15 protein-coding genes are annotated in these 19682 nt (G+C 43.4%); 7 read left to right on the top strand and 8 right to left on the bottom strand.

Going from position 1 to position 19682, the window contains the following annotated elements:
• Nucleotides 1-329: 329 nt before the first annotated feature.
• On the bottom strand, nucleotides 330-1154 hold the full coding sequence (locus AACT21_RS03230; RefSeq protein ID WP_017042345.1) for an AraC family transcriptional regulator: 825 nt from the start codon (nucleotides 1152-1154) through the stop codon (nucleotides 330-332).
• Between the two features lie 426 nt (nucleotides 1155-1580).
• Between AACT21_RS03230 and AACT21_RS03225 the strand changes: the two genes are divergently transcribed.
• From AACT21_RS03225 to AACT21_RS03215, 3 genes are all read left to right on the top strand, one after another.
• Entirely contained in the window at nucleotides 1581-2684 is a 1104-nt protein-coding gene (locus AACT21_RS03225) for a PEGA domain-containing protein (RefSeq protein ID WP_026028446.1), read from the top strand.
• A 156-nt stretch (nucleotides 2685-2840) separates the two neighbouring features.
• Nucleotides 2841-4661 carry an SUMF1/EgtB/PvdO family nonheme iron enzyme gene (locus AACT21_RS03220; protein WP_013868201.1) on the top strand — a complete coding sequence of 607 codons (1821 nt, stop codon included), beginning with the start codon at nucleotides 2841-2843 and terminating at the stop codon, nucleotides 4659-4661.
• A 310-nt stretch (nucleotides 4662-4971) separates the two neighbouring features.
• Nucleotides 4972-5688 (top strand): helix-turn-helix transcriptional regulator, encoded by a 717-nt coding sequence (locus AACT21_RS03215; RefSeq protein WP_017046874.1) that lies wholly within the window; start codon nucleotides 4972-4974, stop codon nucleotides 5686-5688.
• Between the two features lie 39 nt (nucleotides 5689-5727).
• On the opposite strand, the gene pdxH is transcribed toward AACT21_RS03215, so the two are convergent.
• A complete protein-coding gene (gene pdxH / locus AACT21_RS03210) occupies nucleotides 5728-6363 on the bottom strand; it encodes a pyridoxamine 5'-phosphate oxidase (protein ID WP_013868203.1) in 636 nt (211 codons plus the stop codon).
• Nucleotides 6364-6660: 297 nt separating this feature from the next.
• Here pdxH and AACT21_RS03205 point away from each other — a divergent pair, with 297 nt between their 5' ends.
• From AACT21_RS03205 to AACT21_RS03190, 4 genes are read left to right on the top strand one after another with little or no spacing between them, the layout of a single operon-like run.
• Entirely contained in the window at nucleotides 6661-8052 is a 1392-nt protein-coding gene (locus tag AACT21_RS03205) for an HlyD family type I secretion periplasmic adaptor subunit (protein WP_017046873.1), read from the top strand.
• Nucleotides 8053-8096: 44 nt separating this feature from the next.
• Entirely contained in the window at nucleotides 8097-8759 is a 663-nt protein-coding gene (locus tag AACT21_RS03200) for a transglutaminase-like cysteine peptidase (RefSeq protein WP_026027195.1), read from the top strand.
• Nucleotides 8760-8764: 5 nt separating this feature from the next.
• Nucleotides 8765-10675, top strand: coding sequence for a bifunctional diguanylate cyclase/phosphodiesterase (locus AACT21_RS03195; RefSeq protein ID WP_094149265.1), 1911 nt, complete (start codon nucleotides 8765-8767; stop codon nucleotides 10673-10675).
• Between the two features lie 15 nt (nucleotides 10676-10690).
• The gene (locus AACT21_RS03190; protein ID WP_013868207.1) at nucleotides 10691-12805 is read left to right on the top strand and encodes a type I secretion system permease/ATPase; all 2115 of its coding nucleotides are present in this window, start codon (nucleotides 10691-10693) and stop codon (nucleotides 12803-12805) included.
• A gap of 80 nt (nucleotides 12806-12885) precedes the next feature.
• Here the strand turns inward: AACT21_RS03190 and AACT21_RS03185 are convergent, their stop codons facing one another.
• The 6 genes from AACT21_RS03185 to AACT21_RS03160 all read right to left on the bottom strand — a co-directional run bounded on the left by AACT21_RS03185 (nucleotide 12886) and on the right by AACT21_RS03160 (nucleotide 19679).
• Nucleotides 12886-14562 (bottom strand): DUF342 domain-containing protein, encoded by a 1677-nt coding sequence (locus AACT21_RS03185; RefSeq protein WP_094163519.1) that lies wholly within the window; start codon nucleotides 14560-14562, stop codon nucleotides 12886-12888.
• A 188-nt stretch (nucleotides 14563-14750) separates the two neighbouring features.
• Nucleotides 14751-16445, bottom strand: a complete 1695-nt coding sequence (locus AACT21_RS03180) for an ATP-binding SpoIIE family protein phosphatase (protein ID WP_094163517.1) — start codon at nucleotides 16443-16445, stop codon at nucleotides 14751-14753.
• A gap of 18 nt (nucleotides 16446-16463) precedes the next feature.
• Nucleotides 16464-16763, bottom strand: a complete 300-nt coding sequence (locus AACT21_RS03175; protein ID WP_094163515.1) for an STAS domain-containing protein — start codon at nucleotides 16761-16763, stop codon at nucleotides 16464-16466.
• An 11-nt stretch (nucleotides 16764-16774) separates the two neighbouring features.
• Nucleotides 16775-17953, bottom strand: coding sequence for a methyl-accepting chemotaxis protein (locus AACT21_RS03170; protein WP_017044935.1), 1179 nt, complete (start codon nucleotides 17951-17953; stop codon nucleotides 16775-16777).
• 44 nt (nucleotides 17954-17997) lie between these two features.
• Complete coding sequence (locus AACT21_RS03165; protein WP_094163513.1) at nucleotides 17998-19041, bottom strand: protein-glutamate methylesterase/protein-glutamine glutaminase; 1044 nt, start codon at nucleotides 19039-19041, stop codon at nucleotides 17998-18000.
• On the bottom strand, nucleotides 19038-19679 hold the full coding sequence (locus tag AACT21_RS03160) for a chemotaxis protein CheD (RefSeq protein ID WP_013868213.1): 642 nt from the start codon (nucleotides 19677-19679) through the stop codon (nucleotides 19038-19040). Before AACT21_RS03160 ends, AACT21_RS03165 begins: the two co-directional genes overlap by 4 nt.
• Between the last annotated feature and the right edge of the window lie 3 nt (nucleotides 19680-19682).

Below are 19682 nucleotides of genomic sequence, written 5' to 3'. Positions count from 1 at the left end.
ATAAACTCTGCATTCAACACATCTGTTGCTGTAAACATGCGTTTTCCTCAATCTCACTCCCGAAAAAGGTCGGGTTTCCTGCAATGGCTGGCAGTGTATTTTGAGCGCGAGAAGAATACTTGTCAAAAACTCCGAGTTTTTTGCTAAAAACTCTGGCTATTAACAAAATAAAAACACAATCACATCAATTGACATCATGCACAAAGCAGAAAATAGCAACATTGTTTCCAAAATTTAACCAAAGGTGCACGTGTTGCCGATAGTTCAAGGCAAGCAATATAAAAATGATGTGGGAATTACAAACAAAAAAGAGGCAGGGATATAAAGAATTAGCGACGACACAATTTTCGGTATTGCGATGGGGAAATACCTTGCAAGCGAGTAAATGAATGAGTGAAGGTACTTTGTCCAGAAAAGCCCGTTAATTCCGCAATTTGACCAAAACTCAAACAACCTTGCTCAATCAAATCTTTTGCCATATCAATTCGTTTACCTAACAAATATTGATGAGGCGTGATCCCCATTTGTTCTTTGAACAACATATGAAATTGGCTTTCACCTAAATAAACGCGGCCCGCTAATTGAGCGACTGAAATTTTACGACCAAGATGCAGATCGATATAACGATCAATCGCTTCAAGATCAAAACGAGACTCTTTGCGATGCGTTTCAAATACAGAAATATGGCGTTGCAGTAATGCCATAACGGTGTCATTGCAGGCACGGCTCAACAGTAAATCATCAGGACTCGATTGCATCTCTTTAACTAGCAATTGGATCAGCTTTTGGATTTGCCCATCCAGCTGAAAGTAAATATCCGCATTCGACAACTCATTCATTTTTTGTAAAAGCAAAGGGTCATCTCCACAGGAGATTGGAAGGTTAAGCACTAAAATATCCGACTGCCCAACGACACCACCAAACGCATGGCCAGTTCCAGAGGTAACGACACAACCTTGCCCCGGCCCCACCAAATTGCCTACACCCTGTACTTCAAACTCAGCTTGGCCTTTTAATCCGATAACGACTTGGGTATAACTATGATCATGACACTCCATGTACGAGGGTAATGTCACTAACTCTGCCGGCCTAGGCGACAAAACTTTGTCATTTTGTTGATAGTTAGATAGCTTAGCCGAAGAAAAGTCACTCATATTGCTGCATCATGGTTGAGGTTAGAAGCTGATGTTATAACAAAACTATCAGGAGCGAAAACAAAGCTGTATTTTTTTAAAAATTAAACATCAAAGTGCATATGAAGCTTAAGTTTAGGGGTGAAATGAGATCGATTTTTCAAAACGGAACAATGATCAAGTGCACATAAATTACGGTCAATGTGTGTTCAATCCCAAAACCCCTAAATAGATCGAAAATAGAGACTTGCATATTTCGCTATTAGGCTCAAAATGAAGATGCACAATTATAAAATTTACAAAATCAGTCACCTAGTAATAGATTTAAGTGAATTTTGCTATTGTTCGGAATAAATTTTGCATTATGAATACAGCTTATCCATTAAAGCTGTCAAAAGTTTGTCTTTCCCACTTTTGTGGTTAAACGTTAATTTGTTGCAGGGACCTATGATCACACGTCGCATCCCAGCGCTATTGCTTGCGCTAAGCCCTTTTTGGGTATCTGCATCGGTGTACGCGGAAGAAGTTATTCAGGTAGATCCTGTCACCGCTATCGATGAAAAAATGACTACTAAACAGACGGAAATCGACGCGATTTCTGCAGAATACGAAGCAGAGGGAGCCAAGCTTCAACAACTTAAAAATGAACATGTTCGTATTAAACGAGAAAGTGAAGAACTTGATGCTAAACGCAATCGAGCCAAGTCTGCTTTGGACAAACAATATAGCCGTCTTTTAGATGATCCAGACACAGATTTAGCCTCGTTTCAAAAGAAGTACCAAGAAACATGGGCATCAGTGAAGCAGAACCAAGCTGAAGGCCTTGAGAATAATCAAGCGATGACCGAAGTTGAAATGCGCTTGTCTCAAATCAAACAGAAGCAAGCTCGTCTCAGTAATGAGTATGCGAACCTCGAAGAGTCGCGCATTGAAGCTAGGGTCAAACGTCTCGAAGCCGAACTGCGTGAAAGTAGTGTTCTTGAAACTGGCTATAAAACCACCTGTTCAACGACAATGACACTCGGTGAGTGTTCAAATCAGGGACAGCACCTTACCAAACAAAAAGCGGTAAAAACGTTTCGGGCCAAGTTGCTTGATGACCTAACCGAATCGGTCATTGCCAAGCAAAACCTGAAAGGCGTGGAACTTAACATCCATGTACAAGATAGCCAAATTATTCGCAGTGGTTTTGAAGGCAACAACGAATACTTCACCCAAATGCAAGCTCAGCTTCAAGCGAAACCAGAAGCGGTGGCTGCATGTAAACTGCTTAACGTGTCAACTCGATACTGTTTAAAAGGCGGCGTGTCTGAAGGTACGCAAAAAAATGACAAACAGTGGGCAAATGTGACCGTAAGGTCGGATCAATACAACGATGCCGTAACCATCAACGGTATTAACTACGGCAGTACACCTGTTGAGATTGTTTTGCCCAATGGCCGCCACCAAGTTACCGTCTCTAAAGATGGCTACGAAACCTACAACCGGGTATTAACAATTAACGGCAATGATACGGTTTGGATAAAGCTAAGACCGAATAAAGAGGGTTAATTACCTCAAAAAAACTCTGTTTTTCTGTCGTAATTCACAAAGATGCGGTTAAAACGCCATTTTGTCATTAAGTTATTGAAAGATGACTTCAGACAAAATGGTGTTTTCGTTTAGAATAGACACAATGAACTAATAACTTAACTGAAGTAGATAATAATGCGACAAGGTTTACCCGCTCTCTTATTAGCACTTTCGCCTTGCTTAGTGGCAACATCGACGATGGCAGAAGGAACGCCTTCCTCAGTAATTGCCATTGATGATGCGTTGTTTACTAAACAGTCCGAATTACAGGCAGCCCAGAAGGCCACCCATGAACAACAAGTGGTTGTGAACAACCACAACAGTGAGTTAGACAGGCTAACAAAGCAAGCCCAATTATTTGATAAGGCACTTGCAAAAGCAAAAACTGACTTAGAACGCGATTACATGAAAATGATTGATGATCCTGAACTGGACATCATGCCTTCACAAAATGCCTACCAAGCAGCTTGGGCTAATGTAAAGCAGAATCAAAAAAACCGTTTAGAAGCAGAGCAAAAACGCCAAGAGTCAGAAGCACTGCTGGCACAAAAAAGGGCCGAGCAGAACACGGTCAGCAAAAATATCAATGAGCTAGAACAGCATAAATTACGCGCGCGAGTTGAGCGCTTAAGAGATGAACTCAAACAGAGTAGCACCGAGAAAGTTAGCTTTACTAACGCTTGTAGTGCCGATATGACATTGGCTCAATGCTCGAAACAGACCACTGACTTAGCGCTCCAGAAAGCGGTAAACCAGTATCAAACCAAGTTAATAGAGGCCACAAGTGAGGCCAAGCTCGTCCAACAACATCTGGCCAATGTCTCTTTTAATATTCATGTACTGCGCCATAAAACCGTAGATTCAGGTTTCTACAATGGCAATAAGTACAAAGCCGTACTAGATGTTCAACTTGATGCAAGACCGGATGAAAACACACCATGTCGGTTGTTGAATGTCGAATCACAATACTGTTTCGCTCCAGGCGAATACTCAGCCAATACAGAAAAACAGAAAGAAATTGCTTGGGTTACCCTATCGATTCGCTCGAACCAATACAGTGATAAAGTCTCTATCGATAATGTGAACTATGGCAGTACTCCCGTCGAAGTGATGCTTCCAGTGGGACCGCATATGATTACGATTGAGAAAGAAGGGTATTACTCATTTAATCAAGAGCTGAAAATCACCTCAGATCATACATTAAGAGCGAACCTACGAGAAAAAGACAACCTACTTAAACCTGGACATAAATTTGCTGATTCCCTCAAAGGGGATATTAAAGCTCCTGAGTTAGTCACTTTGATCTCAGGCGAATATTTGATTGGCGAGCACGCATCGAAACAAGTTTTCCTTGATCATGCTTTCGCAATTGGTTCAACCCCCGTAACTGTGGGTCAATTTGAAACCTTTGTGAATCAAACCACCTACCAAACTGATGCTGAGCTACAAAAACTGTGCACAGCAGTCGCCGAATCTGAAATTACCCCGATTGCAGGTAGCTATTGGCGCGACCCTGGTTTTAAGCAGTTGAGCAACTCGCCAGTGGTGTGTATTAGCCAAAATGATGCGAAGGCCTATACTCGCTGGCTAAGTAAGGAAACTGGCTATAAATACCGTTTGCCGACTGAAGAAGAGTGGGAAATTGCCGCTCGCGCTGGTACACAAACAGACTATTGGTGGGGAGATGATTTCGGAACTGGGAAAGCGAATACTGGCTGGAGTGGTACACCTTGGTCAAATAAAAGTACCTCTCCTGTGAAGTCTTTCGCTCCCAATGGCCTAGGCCTTTATGATGTTGTCGGTAACGTGTGGGAATGGACAAATGACTCAAGAGGTCAAGCAAAAGGTGGAGCATGGAGCTTCTCCCCTGCAACGGCGGCGGCTTATGGTAATTTGTTTATTGCTCCTGCTACTTCGGCAAATTATGTTGGCTTCAGGGTCATTAGGGAACTTTAGGTAAGCTGAACTAGCCCAACCATTTATATAACAAAGGGGGGAATTCCCCCCTTTGTTATTGCACTCTCGTCGTCTAAAGTGGTGTTGAATATCAAACACGTTTGATATTTGATATCCATGTGGTATCCCTATGAATTTGCAACACCCTCGCAGCATTCATAGAACCTCTTCTGCACGTCGACAAGAAGCAATTCTTGTATTTATGCCAGCCCTTCTTCAGGCTGGCTTTTTTTATGTTCAAATGCCGCTATGGATTACAACCCGCCATGCCATTGGTATTATATCAATATCATTGTTAGGAGAACCCGCTATGGTCAATTTCCTCAGCGCAGAACAAATTTCATTGTTTCAACAGCTTCCGGGATATTGGGGTTGCAAAGATCTTAATTCGGTTTTTGTTTACGCAAACAATGCTTATGGCAAATTAATTGGTGTTAGTGATGCAAAACAGTGCATTGGATTAACTGACTTTGAAATGCCAAGCCCGACAACCGCTTGCGCCGCAGAATTCCAGCAACAAGATCGATGTGTAATCTCCACAAAAAAACCGTTAAAAGTGCTGGATATCCACCCCTATGCTGACGGTTCTTGGCGCGCTCATATTTTCACCAAAACCCCATGGTTCAACGCACAAGGTGAGGTTCAAGGTACAATTTTTTTCGGGCAAGAGCTAACTGATACCGCGATTTTGGAAGTAGGCCATTGGATATGTCGGGCAACAGGTTTAACGACCACACAGCATTCCACAGGTGTTCTAGAGCCCATTTCCGGGCCCCTAACCACAAGAGAATCTGAGGTTCTTTTTCTTCTGCTTTATGGAAAAAAGCCCAAACACATTGCTCGGGTGATGAAGATTTCGATAAAAACAGTGGAAGGCTATGAAGCAAAATTGCGACATAAATTTGCAGCCCACAGTAAAGAGCAACTTATCGATATGGCTCTAGACCAAGGTTATGGCTCAAACATCCCCAAGACCTTGCTCAAAACGCAATTATCCGTGGTACTCAATAGTGAATGCCCCATATAAATGAGGCATTCATTGCGACTGACTTTTAACAAGTAGGCCTTATGGTGCTAAACGTTCAGCGTCCCATTGTTGATCATGTTGCGTAAACAAGAAGCGATCATGCAAACGATGCTCACCACCTTGCCAAAATTCTATCGATTCAACTTTAACGCGATATCCTCCCCAAAAACTCGGAACTGGGATCTCACCTTGTTCAAATTTCTTTTTTAACTCCAAGTATTTACCTTCCAAAATACCACGAGCTGAGATACGGCTGCTCTGGCGGCTCGCTATCGCGGCAATTTGGCTATCTTTAGGACGAGAAGTAAAATATTTCATGTTTTCAAAAGCCGACAATTTTTCAGCCGTTCCTGTGATGTGCACTTGTCTCTCTAATGGGTGCCAAGGAAAGTGCAAGCTGACTTTATTGTTGTGTTCAATATGCTGCGCTTTGCGACTGCCTAAATTGGTGTAGAAAACAAAACTGTCTTTTTCGACATTTTTTAATAGCACTATACGTTGGAAAGGTTGTCCATTTTCATCAACCGTTGCCACTGTCATCGCCGTGGGATCGGTAAGACCGGCATCAATGGCCTGTTGCAGCCAAAGGTTAAACTGCTCAATGGGATTTGAAAGCAAATCTTTGCGTCTTAAACCGCCTTTTATGTATTCGCGGCGGATGTCTGAAAGTTCCATCTCTGCTCCTTATGAAATTTTTGACGATTGTGCGCCTATCATCGTCATAACTCAAGAGTGCTAAGGTTCAACAAAATCAGTAATTCACAGCTAAACTCTGTAGAACGTACGCAATAGGAAGTACAATCAATTCAAATGGTGAATAGTAATCTCATGATGAGTGGCAAATCCTTAACATTTTGCTAGACAAGTAATAAAATCAAGCAACTATACCCAAACAACTTACAGTTGTAGCCTCCCTCTACAGCTTTAAGTAGAAAAGGGAAATACATTACGATTAGGCGCAAAGGATAAGCGATGAGCAACAAGAGTTATAACAAGCTCTCTTCGACAGAATTGGAGTACGTAGACGACAAAACGGCGGCTCTGCTACTGAACACGCCCAACAGTGCACGCGTGATGCTCTGGGTTATGGTCTGTTTTTTTCTCTTAGCCATCGTCTGGGCCTCATGGGCACAGGTCGACAAAGTGACAGTTGGACAAGGCAAAGTCGTTCCGTCATCGCAAGTTCAAGTGGTTCAAAACTTGGAAGGAGGCTTAGTCAAACAGATATTGGTTCGCGAAGGTGAACGAGTGCAAAAAGGCCAACAACTGTTATTAATTGATGACACTCGTTTCCGCTCAGACTACCGCGAACGTGAACAACAAGTCGCTAACCTTACCGCCAGTGTTCTACAGCTATCCGCTTCCATTACTAGCGTGATGATTAACGAAGAAATTGATGATGACAACTGGCAAAATAGCGTCAAAATTGACTATAACAAACTCGCCTTTCCACCGCTGTTAACAGACAACCAACCCGATTTAGTTAATAGACAAAGGGCCGCCTACCGGCAAGATCTTAATAACTTACGCAACCAACTTTCTCTTTTAGATCAACAAGTCAAACAGAAACTACAAGAGTTGGTTGAAATACAAGCGCGCGTGAAAAATTTGCGCCAAAGTTATGATTTTGCGAATAAAGAGCTTGAGATCACTAGACCTTTAGCCGACGAAGGTGTCGTGCCACGAATTGAGCTGCTGAAACTACAGCGCCAAGTAAACGATACTCGCCGTGAAATGACCACCAGCGAGCTTAACATCCCAGTATTAAAATCAGCGATTCGCGAAGCGGTGCTCAACCGTATTGATGCGGCTCAAAAGTTTCGCTCACAGCAGCAAGACAAACTGAACGAAGCCCAAGATAGACTTTCAGCAATCACAGAATCAGCCGTTGGGCTTGAAGATAAGGTAAATCGCACTGTTGTGCTATCGCCTGTGACAGGAACGATTAAGACGCTTTACGTCAACACCGTTGGCGGTGTTATCCAGCCCGGTATGGATATTGTTGAAGTAGTCCCAACAGAGGATACCTTGCTTGTTGAAGCGCAAATTGCCCCGCAAGACATCGCCTTCTTAAGACCAGAGTTGCCTGCCATCGTAAAATTCAGCGCCTATGATTTCACCAAATATGGCGGCTTGGAAGGGACACTTGAGCATATCAGTGCCGACACCACTCAAGATGAAGAAGGCAAAAGCTATTATTTAGTCCGAGTAAGGACCAATCAAACCAGCTTAGGGCATGATGCTAACCTGCCTATCATCTCAGGAATGACGGCCTCTGTTGATATTATTACGGGTAAACGAACCGTGATGGATTATCTACTAAAGCCCATACTCAGTGCACAAAAAAATGCGCTAAGAGAATAAGGTTCACTTATGCTTTTTAATATATTCATGATTGACGGTTTTTGATGAAGTTTTGGCTGCCACTGGTTTTATTGCTATTTATGCCCTCATCCCCCCAAGCGCTCAACACCAAAGAGCAGCAGTGGGTCGATGCGGTCGCGCTTACCTATGGCACAAGAGCGGGAAAACGCGTCGAAACATGGCGCAAAGAAATTGCCAAGCACCAAAATGCTCCCGAACGTGACAAATTGACCGAAATAAATCGATTTTTCAATCAGCTGTACTTTGTTAATGATATCGATTTATGGGGGAAAAATGACTACTGGGCGACACCACTTGAGTTTCTAGGAAGCAACGCAGGGGATTGCGAAGATTTCACAATTGCGAAGTACTTCTCCCTGCTTGAACTGGGTATCGATGATAAAAAGTTGCGCCTCGTGTATGTTAAAGCCATTGAATTAAATCAGTTTCATATGGTTCTTGCGTACTATTCAACACCCAATGCCGAGCCCTTAATTTTAGACAATATAAACCCTGAGATTAAGCCAGCATCAACACGCCGTGATCTGTTACCGATCTACAGCTTTAACGGTAAAAATTTATGGCTAATGAAATCCAAAAATGGCCAGCTTGCAGGAGACTCTTCACGATTAAGTCTTTGGAATGACTTACGTGAACGGGAACGCTCGCTAAAATTGAATAAACCAATTGTAAGTTACGATGAGTAAGTAATATGACGCTATATAAACAACTTGTCGCGGGAATGATTGCCGTCTTCATTATGCTGATGACTTCAGTCTTTATTATTGAATTCAATACGACCCGCAACAACTTAGAGCAGCAGCAGCGCTCTGAAGTCAACAACACCATCAACACCGTCGGTTTGGCGCTGGCACCTTATTTGGAGAAGAAAGATAAGATTGCGGTTGAGTCGGTTATCAATGCCTTGTTTGATGGCAGCTCTTACTCAGTCGTACGATTGATTTTTCTAGACGATGACGAAGAGATTCTGCGATCTTACCCTGTAAAACCCAATAACGTTCCGCAATGGTTTACCAATTTACACCTGTTTGCACCGATCCATGATCAACGCGTTGTAACCAGTGGTTGGATGCAGCTTGCTGAAGTCGAAATTGTCAGCCACCCTGGCGAGGCCTATGCGCAATTATGGAAGGCGCTGATTCGGCTACTTATCGCGTTTAGCGCTATTTTTGTGATTGGCCTTGCCGCCATCGCTTTCATTCTGAAGCGCGCTTTACGCCCGCTACAGATGATTGTCGAAAAAATGGAGCAAGTCGCACGCAACCATTTTGGTGAACCGCTACCGCGGCCAGCGACCAAAGATCTGATTTATGTAGTTGATGGTATCAATAGCATGTCAGCGCAGGTTGAAAAAGCGTTCAAAGCTCAGGCGCAAGAAGCGCAGCAACTGCGTGAGCGTGCTTATATTGACCCAGTTTCTCAACTTGGCAACCGCGCCTATTACATGAGTCAACTCAGTAGTTGGCTATCAGAAAGTGCCATAGGTGGCGCTGCTATTTTGCAAGCAGAGTTTATTAAAGAGCTTTACGAAGAAAAGGGTTATGAAGCAGGCGATGGAATGGTGCGCCATTTGGCTGAGCATCTAAAAGTGTCGATTACTTCACCTGATGTGACTCTGGCACGTATTTCTACCGAAGAGTTTGGCTTTATTTTACCCAACATGGAAGAGAGTGAACTCAAAATCATCGCCGATAGTATTATGAATTTTGTGCAAGACACTCTAGCCGACCCGACTGGTATGGCATCAGCCAAAGTCTCTTTAGGTGTTGTTCATAATAAAGAACCAAAATCTTCAACGCAGTTACTTTCCTTGCTCGACAACGCGTTAGCCATTGCAACTGCAAATCCAGAGCTGATTTACGGCTTTGTCAGCAGTGAAACCAAACAAACTGTGATGGGTAAACAGCAATGGAAAGCATTGGTTGAAGAAGCTATCCATAACGATTGGTTCAGTTTCCGTTTGCAGTCAGCCAATAATAGCTGGGGACAAACTTTCCACCGCGAAGTTTTTTCAGCGATTGAGCACGATGGCAAACGCTACAGCGCTAACCAATACTTATTTGCACTCGACCAACTCAATGCCAGCCATATTTTTGATGAATATGTTATTGAAACGATGATTCACAAGCTCGAAACGGGAGAGATAGCCGAACCATTAGCCATTAATATCGCTCAAAGCAGCCTTTCTCAACCCAGTTTTATTCGTTGGGTCACTCAGACTCTGGCGAAGCATCGCTCTATCTGTGAGAACCTACACTTTGAAATACCGGAAAACGCATTCCTCAACGCCCCTCACCATACGGCGCTATTTTGTAATGCCATAAGAGCAGCCGGCGCAGACTTTGGTGTCGATAACTATGGCCGGAATTTCCAATCATTAGACTACATCAACGAGTACCGTCCAAAATATGTGAAACTCGATTATCTATTTACTCACCATCTCGACGATGAAAAGCAAAAATTCACCTTAACGTCGATTTCTCGCACAGCACACAATTTAGGAATCACCACAATTGCGTCAAGGGTAGAAACGCAAACTCAACTTGATTTCCTTTCCGAGCATTTTATAGAAGTCTTCCAAGGCTTTATTGTGGATAAATAAAAAAGGTCAGATGTAATGCAAGACACGCTACTCAATTCGCTTATCTATGTGAGTCGTTATTATGGATTGGCGAATTCCCCAGAAGCACTGATCAACGGCCTACCTTTATCAGATGGGAAACTGACGCCGTTTCTCTTTCCTCGAGCAGCCGAAAGAGCGGGGTTAATCGCCAAGGAAAATCGCTCAGCATTGGATCAAATCCCAAAATTGGTTTTCCCCGTTATCTTAATTTTAAAAGGCGGTGAAGCCTGTGTGCTCAGCAGCATCAACGAAGCGAATCAAGAAGCTGAGGTCGTCACTGCGGAGTCTGGTCTAATCCCCGTAGCTATTCCCTTAGAAGAACTGACTGAACGCTATATTGGCCGCTACTTCATGGTGAAAAAACAGTTTCGCTATGACGAGCGCTCACCAGAAATATTAAAGACCCGTGATGGCCACTGGTTTTGGGGTACGTTATGGCAGTCAAAGCACATTTATCGTGATGTGTTGATCGCTTCCATTTTAATCAATTTATTTGCCATTGCGGCACCAATGTTCAGCCGTTTAGTGTATGACAAAGTCGTGCCTAACCTTGCGTTTGAAACCTTGTGGGTATTAGCGAGCGGGATTTTTGTGATCTTCTTATTCGATCTGCTCCTCAAACTACTTCGCAGTTATTTTATTGATGTGGCGGGCAAAAAATCTGACATTCTGATCTCTTCCAAGCTCTTTAGTAAAGTGATGGGGATCAGAATGGAGTCTCGTCCTCCTTCTGTCGGCGCGTTTGCGCGACATTTACAAGAGTTCGAATCCATACGCGAATTCTTTACCTCAGCAACCATCTCATCATTGATTGACCTGCCATTTGCACTGCTCTTTTTAGTGCTGATCTGGCTAATGGCGGGCAGCTTAGTGCTGGTACCTATCGCTGGTGTACTGATCATTGCTATCTATTCTCTGCTCATCCAAGCACCTCTACGACGGGCGATTGAAGAGGGCTCTCGACTGGCATCACAAAAATACGCCAACCTGATTGAAAGTTTAGCTGGACTTGAAACGGTGAAACTCTTTGGCGCTCAAAGTCAGTTTCAATATCGCTGGGAAGAAGCGGTCGCGCACATGGCGAACTGGAACATTAAAAGCCGTCGAATTACTGATGGTATTCAAAATACTGCCGGCTTTGTTCAGCAAGCCGCGAACGTTGGCATGATCATATTAGGCGTCTATCTGATATCCAACGGCGATTTAACCATGGGCGGGCTCATCGCCGCAACCATGCTCAGCGGCCGTGCGATTGGCCCAATGGTGCAACTATCATTACTTTCAACACGCTACAACCAAGCCAAATCGTCCTTAAAAATCATTGAGCAAGTGATGCAAATGCCCGATGAGCAAGAAGAAGGTAAACGCTATATTCATCGTCCGATTGTGCAAGGTAAAATTGAGCTAGACAAAATCACTTTTCACTACCCTAATGCGCCTGTTGCATCAATACGTGACTTAAGTATAACGATTCATCCGGGTGAAAAAGTAGCGATCATAGGCCGCATCGGCTCAGGGAAGACCACCTTAGAGCGCCTTATTATGGGGTTATATCAACCGACCGAGGGGAATGTTCGTATTGATGACACCGATATCGCGCAACTGCATCACATTGATGTGAGACGTAATATTGGTTGCGTACCTCAAGACAGCAACCTATTTTACGGTTCAATTCGCGATAACATCACGCTCGGGCGTCCCTTAGTTGATGATAGAGATGTGATGGATGCCGCCAACCGAGCGGGAGTTACCGCGTTCACACAGCAAGACCCTGCGGGGTTAGAACGACAAGTGGGTGAAGGCGGCTTGTTGTTGTCTGGTGGTCAGAGGCAAGCGGTAGCCATTGCTCGTGCATTGCTCGGACGCCCACCCGTTTTGCTACTTGATGAGCCCACCAGCGCCATGGACAATCGCTCTGAAATGCACATCAAACATCAACTGTCTCAATTGACACCAAGTGAGACGTTAATATTAATTACTCATAAAACGTCAATGCTCGATGTGGTTGATCGCGTCATTGTGATGGAGAAAGGCTGTGTCATTGCCGATGGTCCTAAATCGATGGTGTTAAACGATCTCAAACAGGGCAAAGTGAGATCTGTGCAATAGCTACCTTACTAGAAATAGCATAATCAGCAAAAACGAGGCAAAATGCCTCGTTTTTTGCTTAGCACTCTGAGATAAGAATGTTAGATCCCTCCGACATCTTCATCTTCAAGCATCGAGGCACATTTAATCTCATACTGGTTAAATGAGAAAATACTAGCGCCATGAGCCCGCTTGGTGATGATCCGCTCATCATCAAATTGCACCGACACATGGGTATAAACTTTATTTTTGACTTCGATCGTATTCATTTCGAGCAATTGCTCAAATTCCTCTCCCAGCATATCCAACGCCAATTTTGCTTTTTCTAAACGATCATTAGTCTGTTTCTTAAATTCATCAATTTTTAGCAGTTCCTCTTCCAAGCGTTCCGCTTTAGGCTTTTTCTTAAATTCAATCTCACGGCGGATCACTTCCATCGTCGCTTCTTGCGCTTGTTTATAATGCTCTTTGTGTTTCGCGACCCGTTCTTTATACACAGCATAACGAGCAAAAGCCTGCACAGCCGTGGCGGTATCGCCTTCAACGCCTAGATTGAAGCAAACGATCTTACCACCAACTTTCGCGTGACCACCGCTGAGTGTGCCTTGCTTCTCTTTACTATCTAATACTTTTAGATCATTGCCACAGCGTAATTCATTGCTCATGCTGTGAACCGCTAAATTGATGTCATCTGCCGCTTGCAGTTCGCTAAATTGAGCATAGTTAGCCGTGATAGAGCCTCCTGATTTGATAATGCATGTTCTTGCTTCATCATCAAACACCGTATGGCCAATAATGCCTTTACCAACATCAATATTACCTTGGGCTTGAACATCAGCAGACTCAACAAACCCACCGATGGTGATTGAGCCCGTCGCTCTCACGATCATCCCAGGCTCGACATCGCCCGTGATGACAACACATCCTTTAAATTTCACGTGGCCAGTGGCTACACTGACGTTGTTTAAACATAAAGCGTTATCGACATCAACCGTTTTACTTTTCAGGATAGGCATGCCCGCTTGACTGGCCAGTAGCACATTCGGGTCATTGGGTGAGATGTAAGACCCCTTTCCTGCAACTAAGGCTGAGTCTTTACCTGGTTTAGGATCCAGCACTTTTCCCTGCACGGTATAGCCTGGCGTTCCTTTGGTTGCAGGAATTCGACGCATCACTTCATCATCTTGACCAACAGTGATGGTTTCACCTAAGTTGCGCATATCAATTTTGTTCTGTCCTTGCTTTTTGGTCGGTGCTAACACGCGCTTACTGACATCCTCAACCAAAGGAACAAATCGTGCGTCTTTACCTTGAATGGGTTCGCGCCCCTGCGCAACAGGCTGAGTGTATACTTCCCCTGGCTTCAAGGTATTACTTACCATTAACACTTTCTTTAAAGCCAGTTTGTTGATGCCTTTTGTCACGTGGGAATGAGCCAATGCATACACCAACTCACTACCGCGCAATGCTCTGCCACCATATGCACCCGTCACGACCATGCTGGCTAACATATCTCGATCACTAAATTCAATCTCAACCGAAGCGTTCTTTTTCTCTGCAATGGTGATTCCAGAGAATGCTTCACCCTTACCCTCTTTTGCACAGTTGATAAAGCGGGTAACTTCAGTTTCATTTAAGAAAAATGTCGATGCAGATAACTCAAACAATGCTTCTTTCAAGCCTGCTTGGTCAAAATTTTTGTCGATGGACTCCGTCCCAGGCAACTGGGCAATGACTTGTTTTTTGTCCTCTGAAAGCGAAATTAAGCGTTTCCACATACTACTTAACCCATATGGTTAGATTCCGTTCATATGGCAGTGTATACAATTTACAGTATGGACTAAATCTTTAGGCAACCAAATTAAGGGCTACATCACTTAGTCACGACGAAACGAACCATATAACCTAAAAATAAACGAAAGAATGAGTTACGCAGAATTTTACAGTGTAAATAATCTGTTCAGTATTAAGACAATATCGGAAAATCATGTTTACTGTTAAAGGCGTAAGTCACCCTAACAGTGCAACCATCTTTTGAATATTCCAATGACTCACACAATTTAGAGACCAAAATAATCCCTCGACCGTGTGTACAGTTGCCGTCTGCAACCGTATGTTGGTAGTCAAAGCCTTCGCCATTATGCTCAAGTGAAAAGCTCAATTGTCCCACCGTTGGGTCATAATCAATGTCTAGTTTAATCCATAACGATTCATCTAACTCATCCATACACTCTTCACGTCGTTGGTAAAAAGTGAGAAATCCATCTGGGTCATCTTTTAGTGAGGAATTAAGTTTTAATAACCCATGCTCAATGGCATTGGCAAACAGTTCTGACAATACAGAGCAAACGAGGTCAAGATGCTCGCCACCACTGATAAAACCGCGAACAATGTTACGCATCTCGACCATAATTGAAATCTTTTTAAGAATTGAAGCAGGAAAAAAGAGATGGCTTTGCATTGGTATATGGCTAAGAAACTGTTTTTTTTGCGACGCTAATATTTCATTATTATTGGTAATTGGAAATGTCATTGAAAGAATTGAGAGATCATCACCATGGCCACGATTGGAAAACTGGCATACTTCATCGTACAAATCTGAAATCTGAGTCTTACCGTTCCGTTGCAAAACTTGTTCGAGTCGCAACTGGCCAAATTGTTCCCCGTGTTCATTCATCGCTTCGGTAATGCCGTCGGTATAACAGAGGATAGTTTGGTTAGGTTTTAATTTGAGATGAACTAAATTTACTTCAAATTCATCAGCATCCAGAACTCCCAGTGGCATATGTGTGGAAACGAGACGACGAACGATGTTGCTCTCTTCATCCAGTAAATAACCATCAGGCAAACCACCTCCCCACCACGAAACCTCGAAGCCGTTGGCTCGTATCTCAAATACACTGGCCGCAAGCATCATGCCAACAGGCAAAAACTTTACCAGCGCACTATTAAGTTCAGCGACCATTTCACCAAGCGACATCCCTTTTTCAGCCATTGAAAAAAAAGTACGCGTAGCAGGGATCGTTGAAATCGCGGCAGGTAATCCATGCCCAGTAGCATCGGCGATCATGATGTAGACGCCACCATAGGGCCGGTTCGCCACAATGATGAGATCACCATTAAAAATGGTCGAAGGTGTGGAGATATAACTGATGCCATAGATATTGCTGACTTTTGCACTCATCTCCTCCATTAAGTTGGTGAAAATGGATTCGGCGATGGCGTAGTCATATTGTACTTGTTCGTTGAAATAATTGAGTTTATCTCGCTGTTGAGTAACTTCATTATGCATTTTCACAATACGGTAATGAGCCTGCACTTTAGCGAGCAGTACGCTTCGCTCTACTGGTTTAAGAATAAAATCATCGCCCAGCGATAAGCAACGTTCAAACGAATCATGATCATCAAGCACGGTCAAAAATATAATTGGGATATGGTGATTTGGAAAAGAGTCGCGGATCTCTTTTGCGGTGGTGAAACCATCTTTAACTGGCATCATCACATCTAACAAAATAACGTCGGGTAAGACGTCCATGACGAGCATCGCCTCAACAGCATCAGCGCCATTTTCGAAGGTATCTATGTGCTCAACAATAGGCGATAAAATAAACCGACAGAGCTCTCTATTTGATTTATGGTCATCAACAATCGTTACGCGCATCGGCTCACTCCTTAAGCATTATTCGATACTAAATTTTTTATCAAATCGAGAAATCAGTAAGATTTTCCTTATTTGGGGTAAGGTATTGGTAATTCGGATCATGCCATCACTTTGCTCAAGATATTTCTGCATATTGAGCAGCATGCCAAGACCAGCACTGTCAATATAGTCCACCTTGCGTAAATCAATGGTGAATCTAAAACCTCGATAGGGTGAATAACTATTACGAAATTCTTTAACTAGGTTAAAGCCAAAAGCACCCTCAATCGCGATAGTAATGTGTTTCGCATTGCTATCTATTTCAGTTTCTATACTCATCGTACTCCCTCCTAGAAAAGCTCGACTTCGCCTTCATCCATATTAGTTTGGATTGCGGCGGGACCACTTCGATTGTGCAGGCGCTCTGTCAATTGGTGAAGTTGTTCTGCCCATGCTGCTTTAGTCATGCTTTGTGTTAGTAAAGCGTTCAATAACTCATTTGCTTCTTGCAAATAATCAATAGACGCATGCGCATAATCACTTTGTTGAACCACAATGTCAGCAAATTGAAGGGCACGGACGCCATTACTCACTTGCTGGGTTAATTCTTGTCCTAATTCTTGAATTTTTTGCACTTCTTGCTCTATTTCTATATTCACTTGTTGGACACCACGTAGCATGTGGTCCACTTTCTCTTTCGACTCAATCACGTGAGTCATATCTATCGATGCCATTTCGCCAACGGTTTTGTTTGCTCTTTGTACTGTTTGTTGAGCAACATTAATTTCTGATTCAATTTGAGTATTCAGCGTTCTTGCTTTAACCGACAAGTCGCGCACCTCTTGAGCCACGACCGCGAAGCCTCGCCCTGCCTCGCCCGCTCGCGCCGCTTCAATCGCCGCATTCAGCGCCAATAAGTTGGTCTGTTCCGATAGGCTTCTCACTTGATTTAACAGTTTAAATACCATATCCAATTTTTCTGACATGTCGTGAATGCTGTGTACCGCTGAAATACTTTTCTCCGAAATATCAATCAGAATTTGTACAAAGCCATCAATAATCGCCTCAGTCTTTGGTAGTACGGTGGTGAGATCATATTCGCTGCCTTGGTTTGCCAATAAGTTATTGACCAAGGTACTTGAAACGTGACTCTGTTTTTGGCTGATATCTTGCAAGCCAAAAAATGCGTTATTTAATGTCTCTACTGAACCTTCAATCACGGTGTGCTGCATAGTTAAAGGGCTACTCACTTTAGGTAGCGTCTCTTTGAACAGTTTTTCAATACTCTGTAGATGTTGCTGCGTTTCAAGAGTGGACTCTTCTTCAACCTTATTTTGGTTGGCTTTAGCTTTGTTTTGTTCACTAAAATTCATAGACAATACTAGCCAAGGTATTGCTGCCGCAAAAATCATTAGCCCCATGCTCCATAAATTAGGGGAGTGAAGCATGACGGCAAAAAGGGCCATTAGCTGCAAAACTAAAGCTAAAATATATTTTGCTTTTGGTGTCACTGTTTTATTTATCATCACCCATTCCTTGCTTCTCTATGTTGAGCTTATTTAATGAGACAACACTAGCGATAGAGCTCATCACAAATCCATTGTGGTATGGCATTTAACGCTTTGATATTCTGTGTTGCGCCAATCTCTACTGCCGCTTTGGGCATTCCCCACACCACTGATGTTTTTTCGTCTTGAGCTAAAGTCAATGCGCCACACAACTTCATTTTGAGCATGCCTTGCGCTCCATCTTTACCCATCCCGGTTAAGAGGATACCGATGGCTTTGTCTCCCACATTTTCAGCAACCGTATCAAACATCACATCTACTGAAGGTTTATGACGATTGACCGCAGGTCTATCGTCAACTTGACAGTAAAGGTGAGTGCCTTTTTTTATCACCATCAGATGCTTATCTCCGGGAGCAACATAAGCGCATCCATTCACTAAAGGCGCTTGATTAGCGGACAACTCTCTCACCTCTACGGCGCTACAAAGATTCAAACGCTCTGCAAAGGGGCGAGTAAACATCGCACTGATATGTTGAGTGATCACGATCGGTGGCAACCCTGCTGGTAAAACAGAGAATATGCTTTTTAATGCTTCTGTTCCGCCCGTTGAGGCTCCAATCGCGATCAACTGATAACGCGCCTCTTGGTGGCTAGTCGCTATCAGTTCGACCTGATTAACCGCCGCAGAATGATGCGATTGAACGACATTTGCCCCTGCCGCCATTTTTATTTTGTCGTTCACCAGCTCCCTATAACTTGCCATTTCAGCCGTGTTTTCGACCGACGGTTTAGGAAAGTAATCCACTGCACCAAGCTCTAATGCTTCTAACGTGGCTTGAGCGCCATGCTGGGTCAAGGTTGAAATCATCACTACCGGCATAGGGCGTAACCGCATAATATTTTTTAAAAATTGCACGCCATTCATTTTTGGCATTTCAATATCTAGCGTTAGCACATCAGGGTTGTGCTGCTTGATAAGCTCTCGGGCTTGGTAAGGATCTTGTGCCATTGCGACGACGTCTAACATAGGGTCAGCATTAATCAGCTCGCAGAGCAGTGCTCTAAAAACGGGAGAATCATCGACAATCAGCACTTTGATTTTTTTCATTTAAATAGCTCCACATCATCACTCTCTTTATGCGCTTTACGATCCAACTGTGTGGCATAAACCTTTTCTTGAAAACTTAACCGGCTCACTTCGGTCAATGGAATTCTTTTTAGCCACACTTTACCTGTCATGGGTTCGAAAATGACTTTTCTCGGTTCGTCCCCCCCCAAGTCACTGGCTTCGACAATAAGCCTTTCTTGCTCAACATAGTTTTTGATGAAATCTATGTTTTTCTGGCCAATCATGGCTTTAAAACCCAGCATTTGTGCTCCACCAAAGAGTTTTACTCGTAAGCGCTGACGCTCAGCCCCCATTTTGATCAACTGATTAATCAGTAGCTCCATCGCATAGCAACCATAACGAGAGGCGGTTGAAGCAATATCATCAGGATGCCAGTGATCAATTTGTGAATGCTGATCAAAAGGCAATAAAAAATGGTTCATCCCTCCAACTTTGGCCGCTTGGTCCCACATACAGGCGGTAACGCAAGAACCTAAACCGGTACAAATGACCTCTTGTCGCATCGTACAGTACAACCCACCGGGCAAAACCTTTACCCAATCCACTTTTTGTTGGGGATGATAAAATCGGCTGAAATTCCGATTGTCGGTTGCCAAATGCATCGCCAACGAGGTCATTAA

It is taken from the genome of Vibrio sp. V08_P9A1T1, assembly GCF_963874405.1.
GTDB classification, from domain to species: domain Bacteria; phylum Pseudomonadota; class Gammaproteobacteria; order Enterobacterales; family Vibrionaceae; genus Vibrio; species Vibrio anguillarum.
This window is presented reverse-complemented; position numbering and strand designations above follow the sequence as displayed.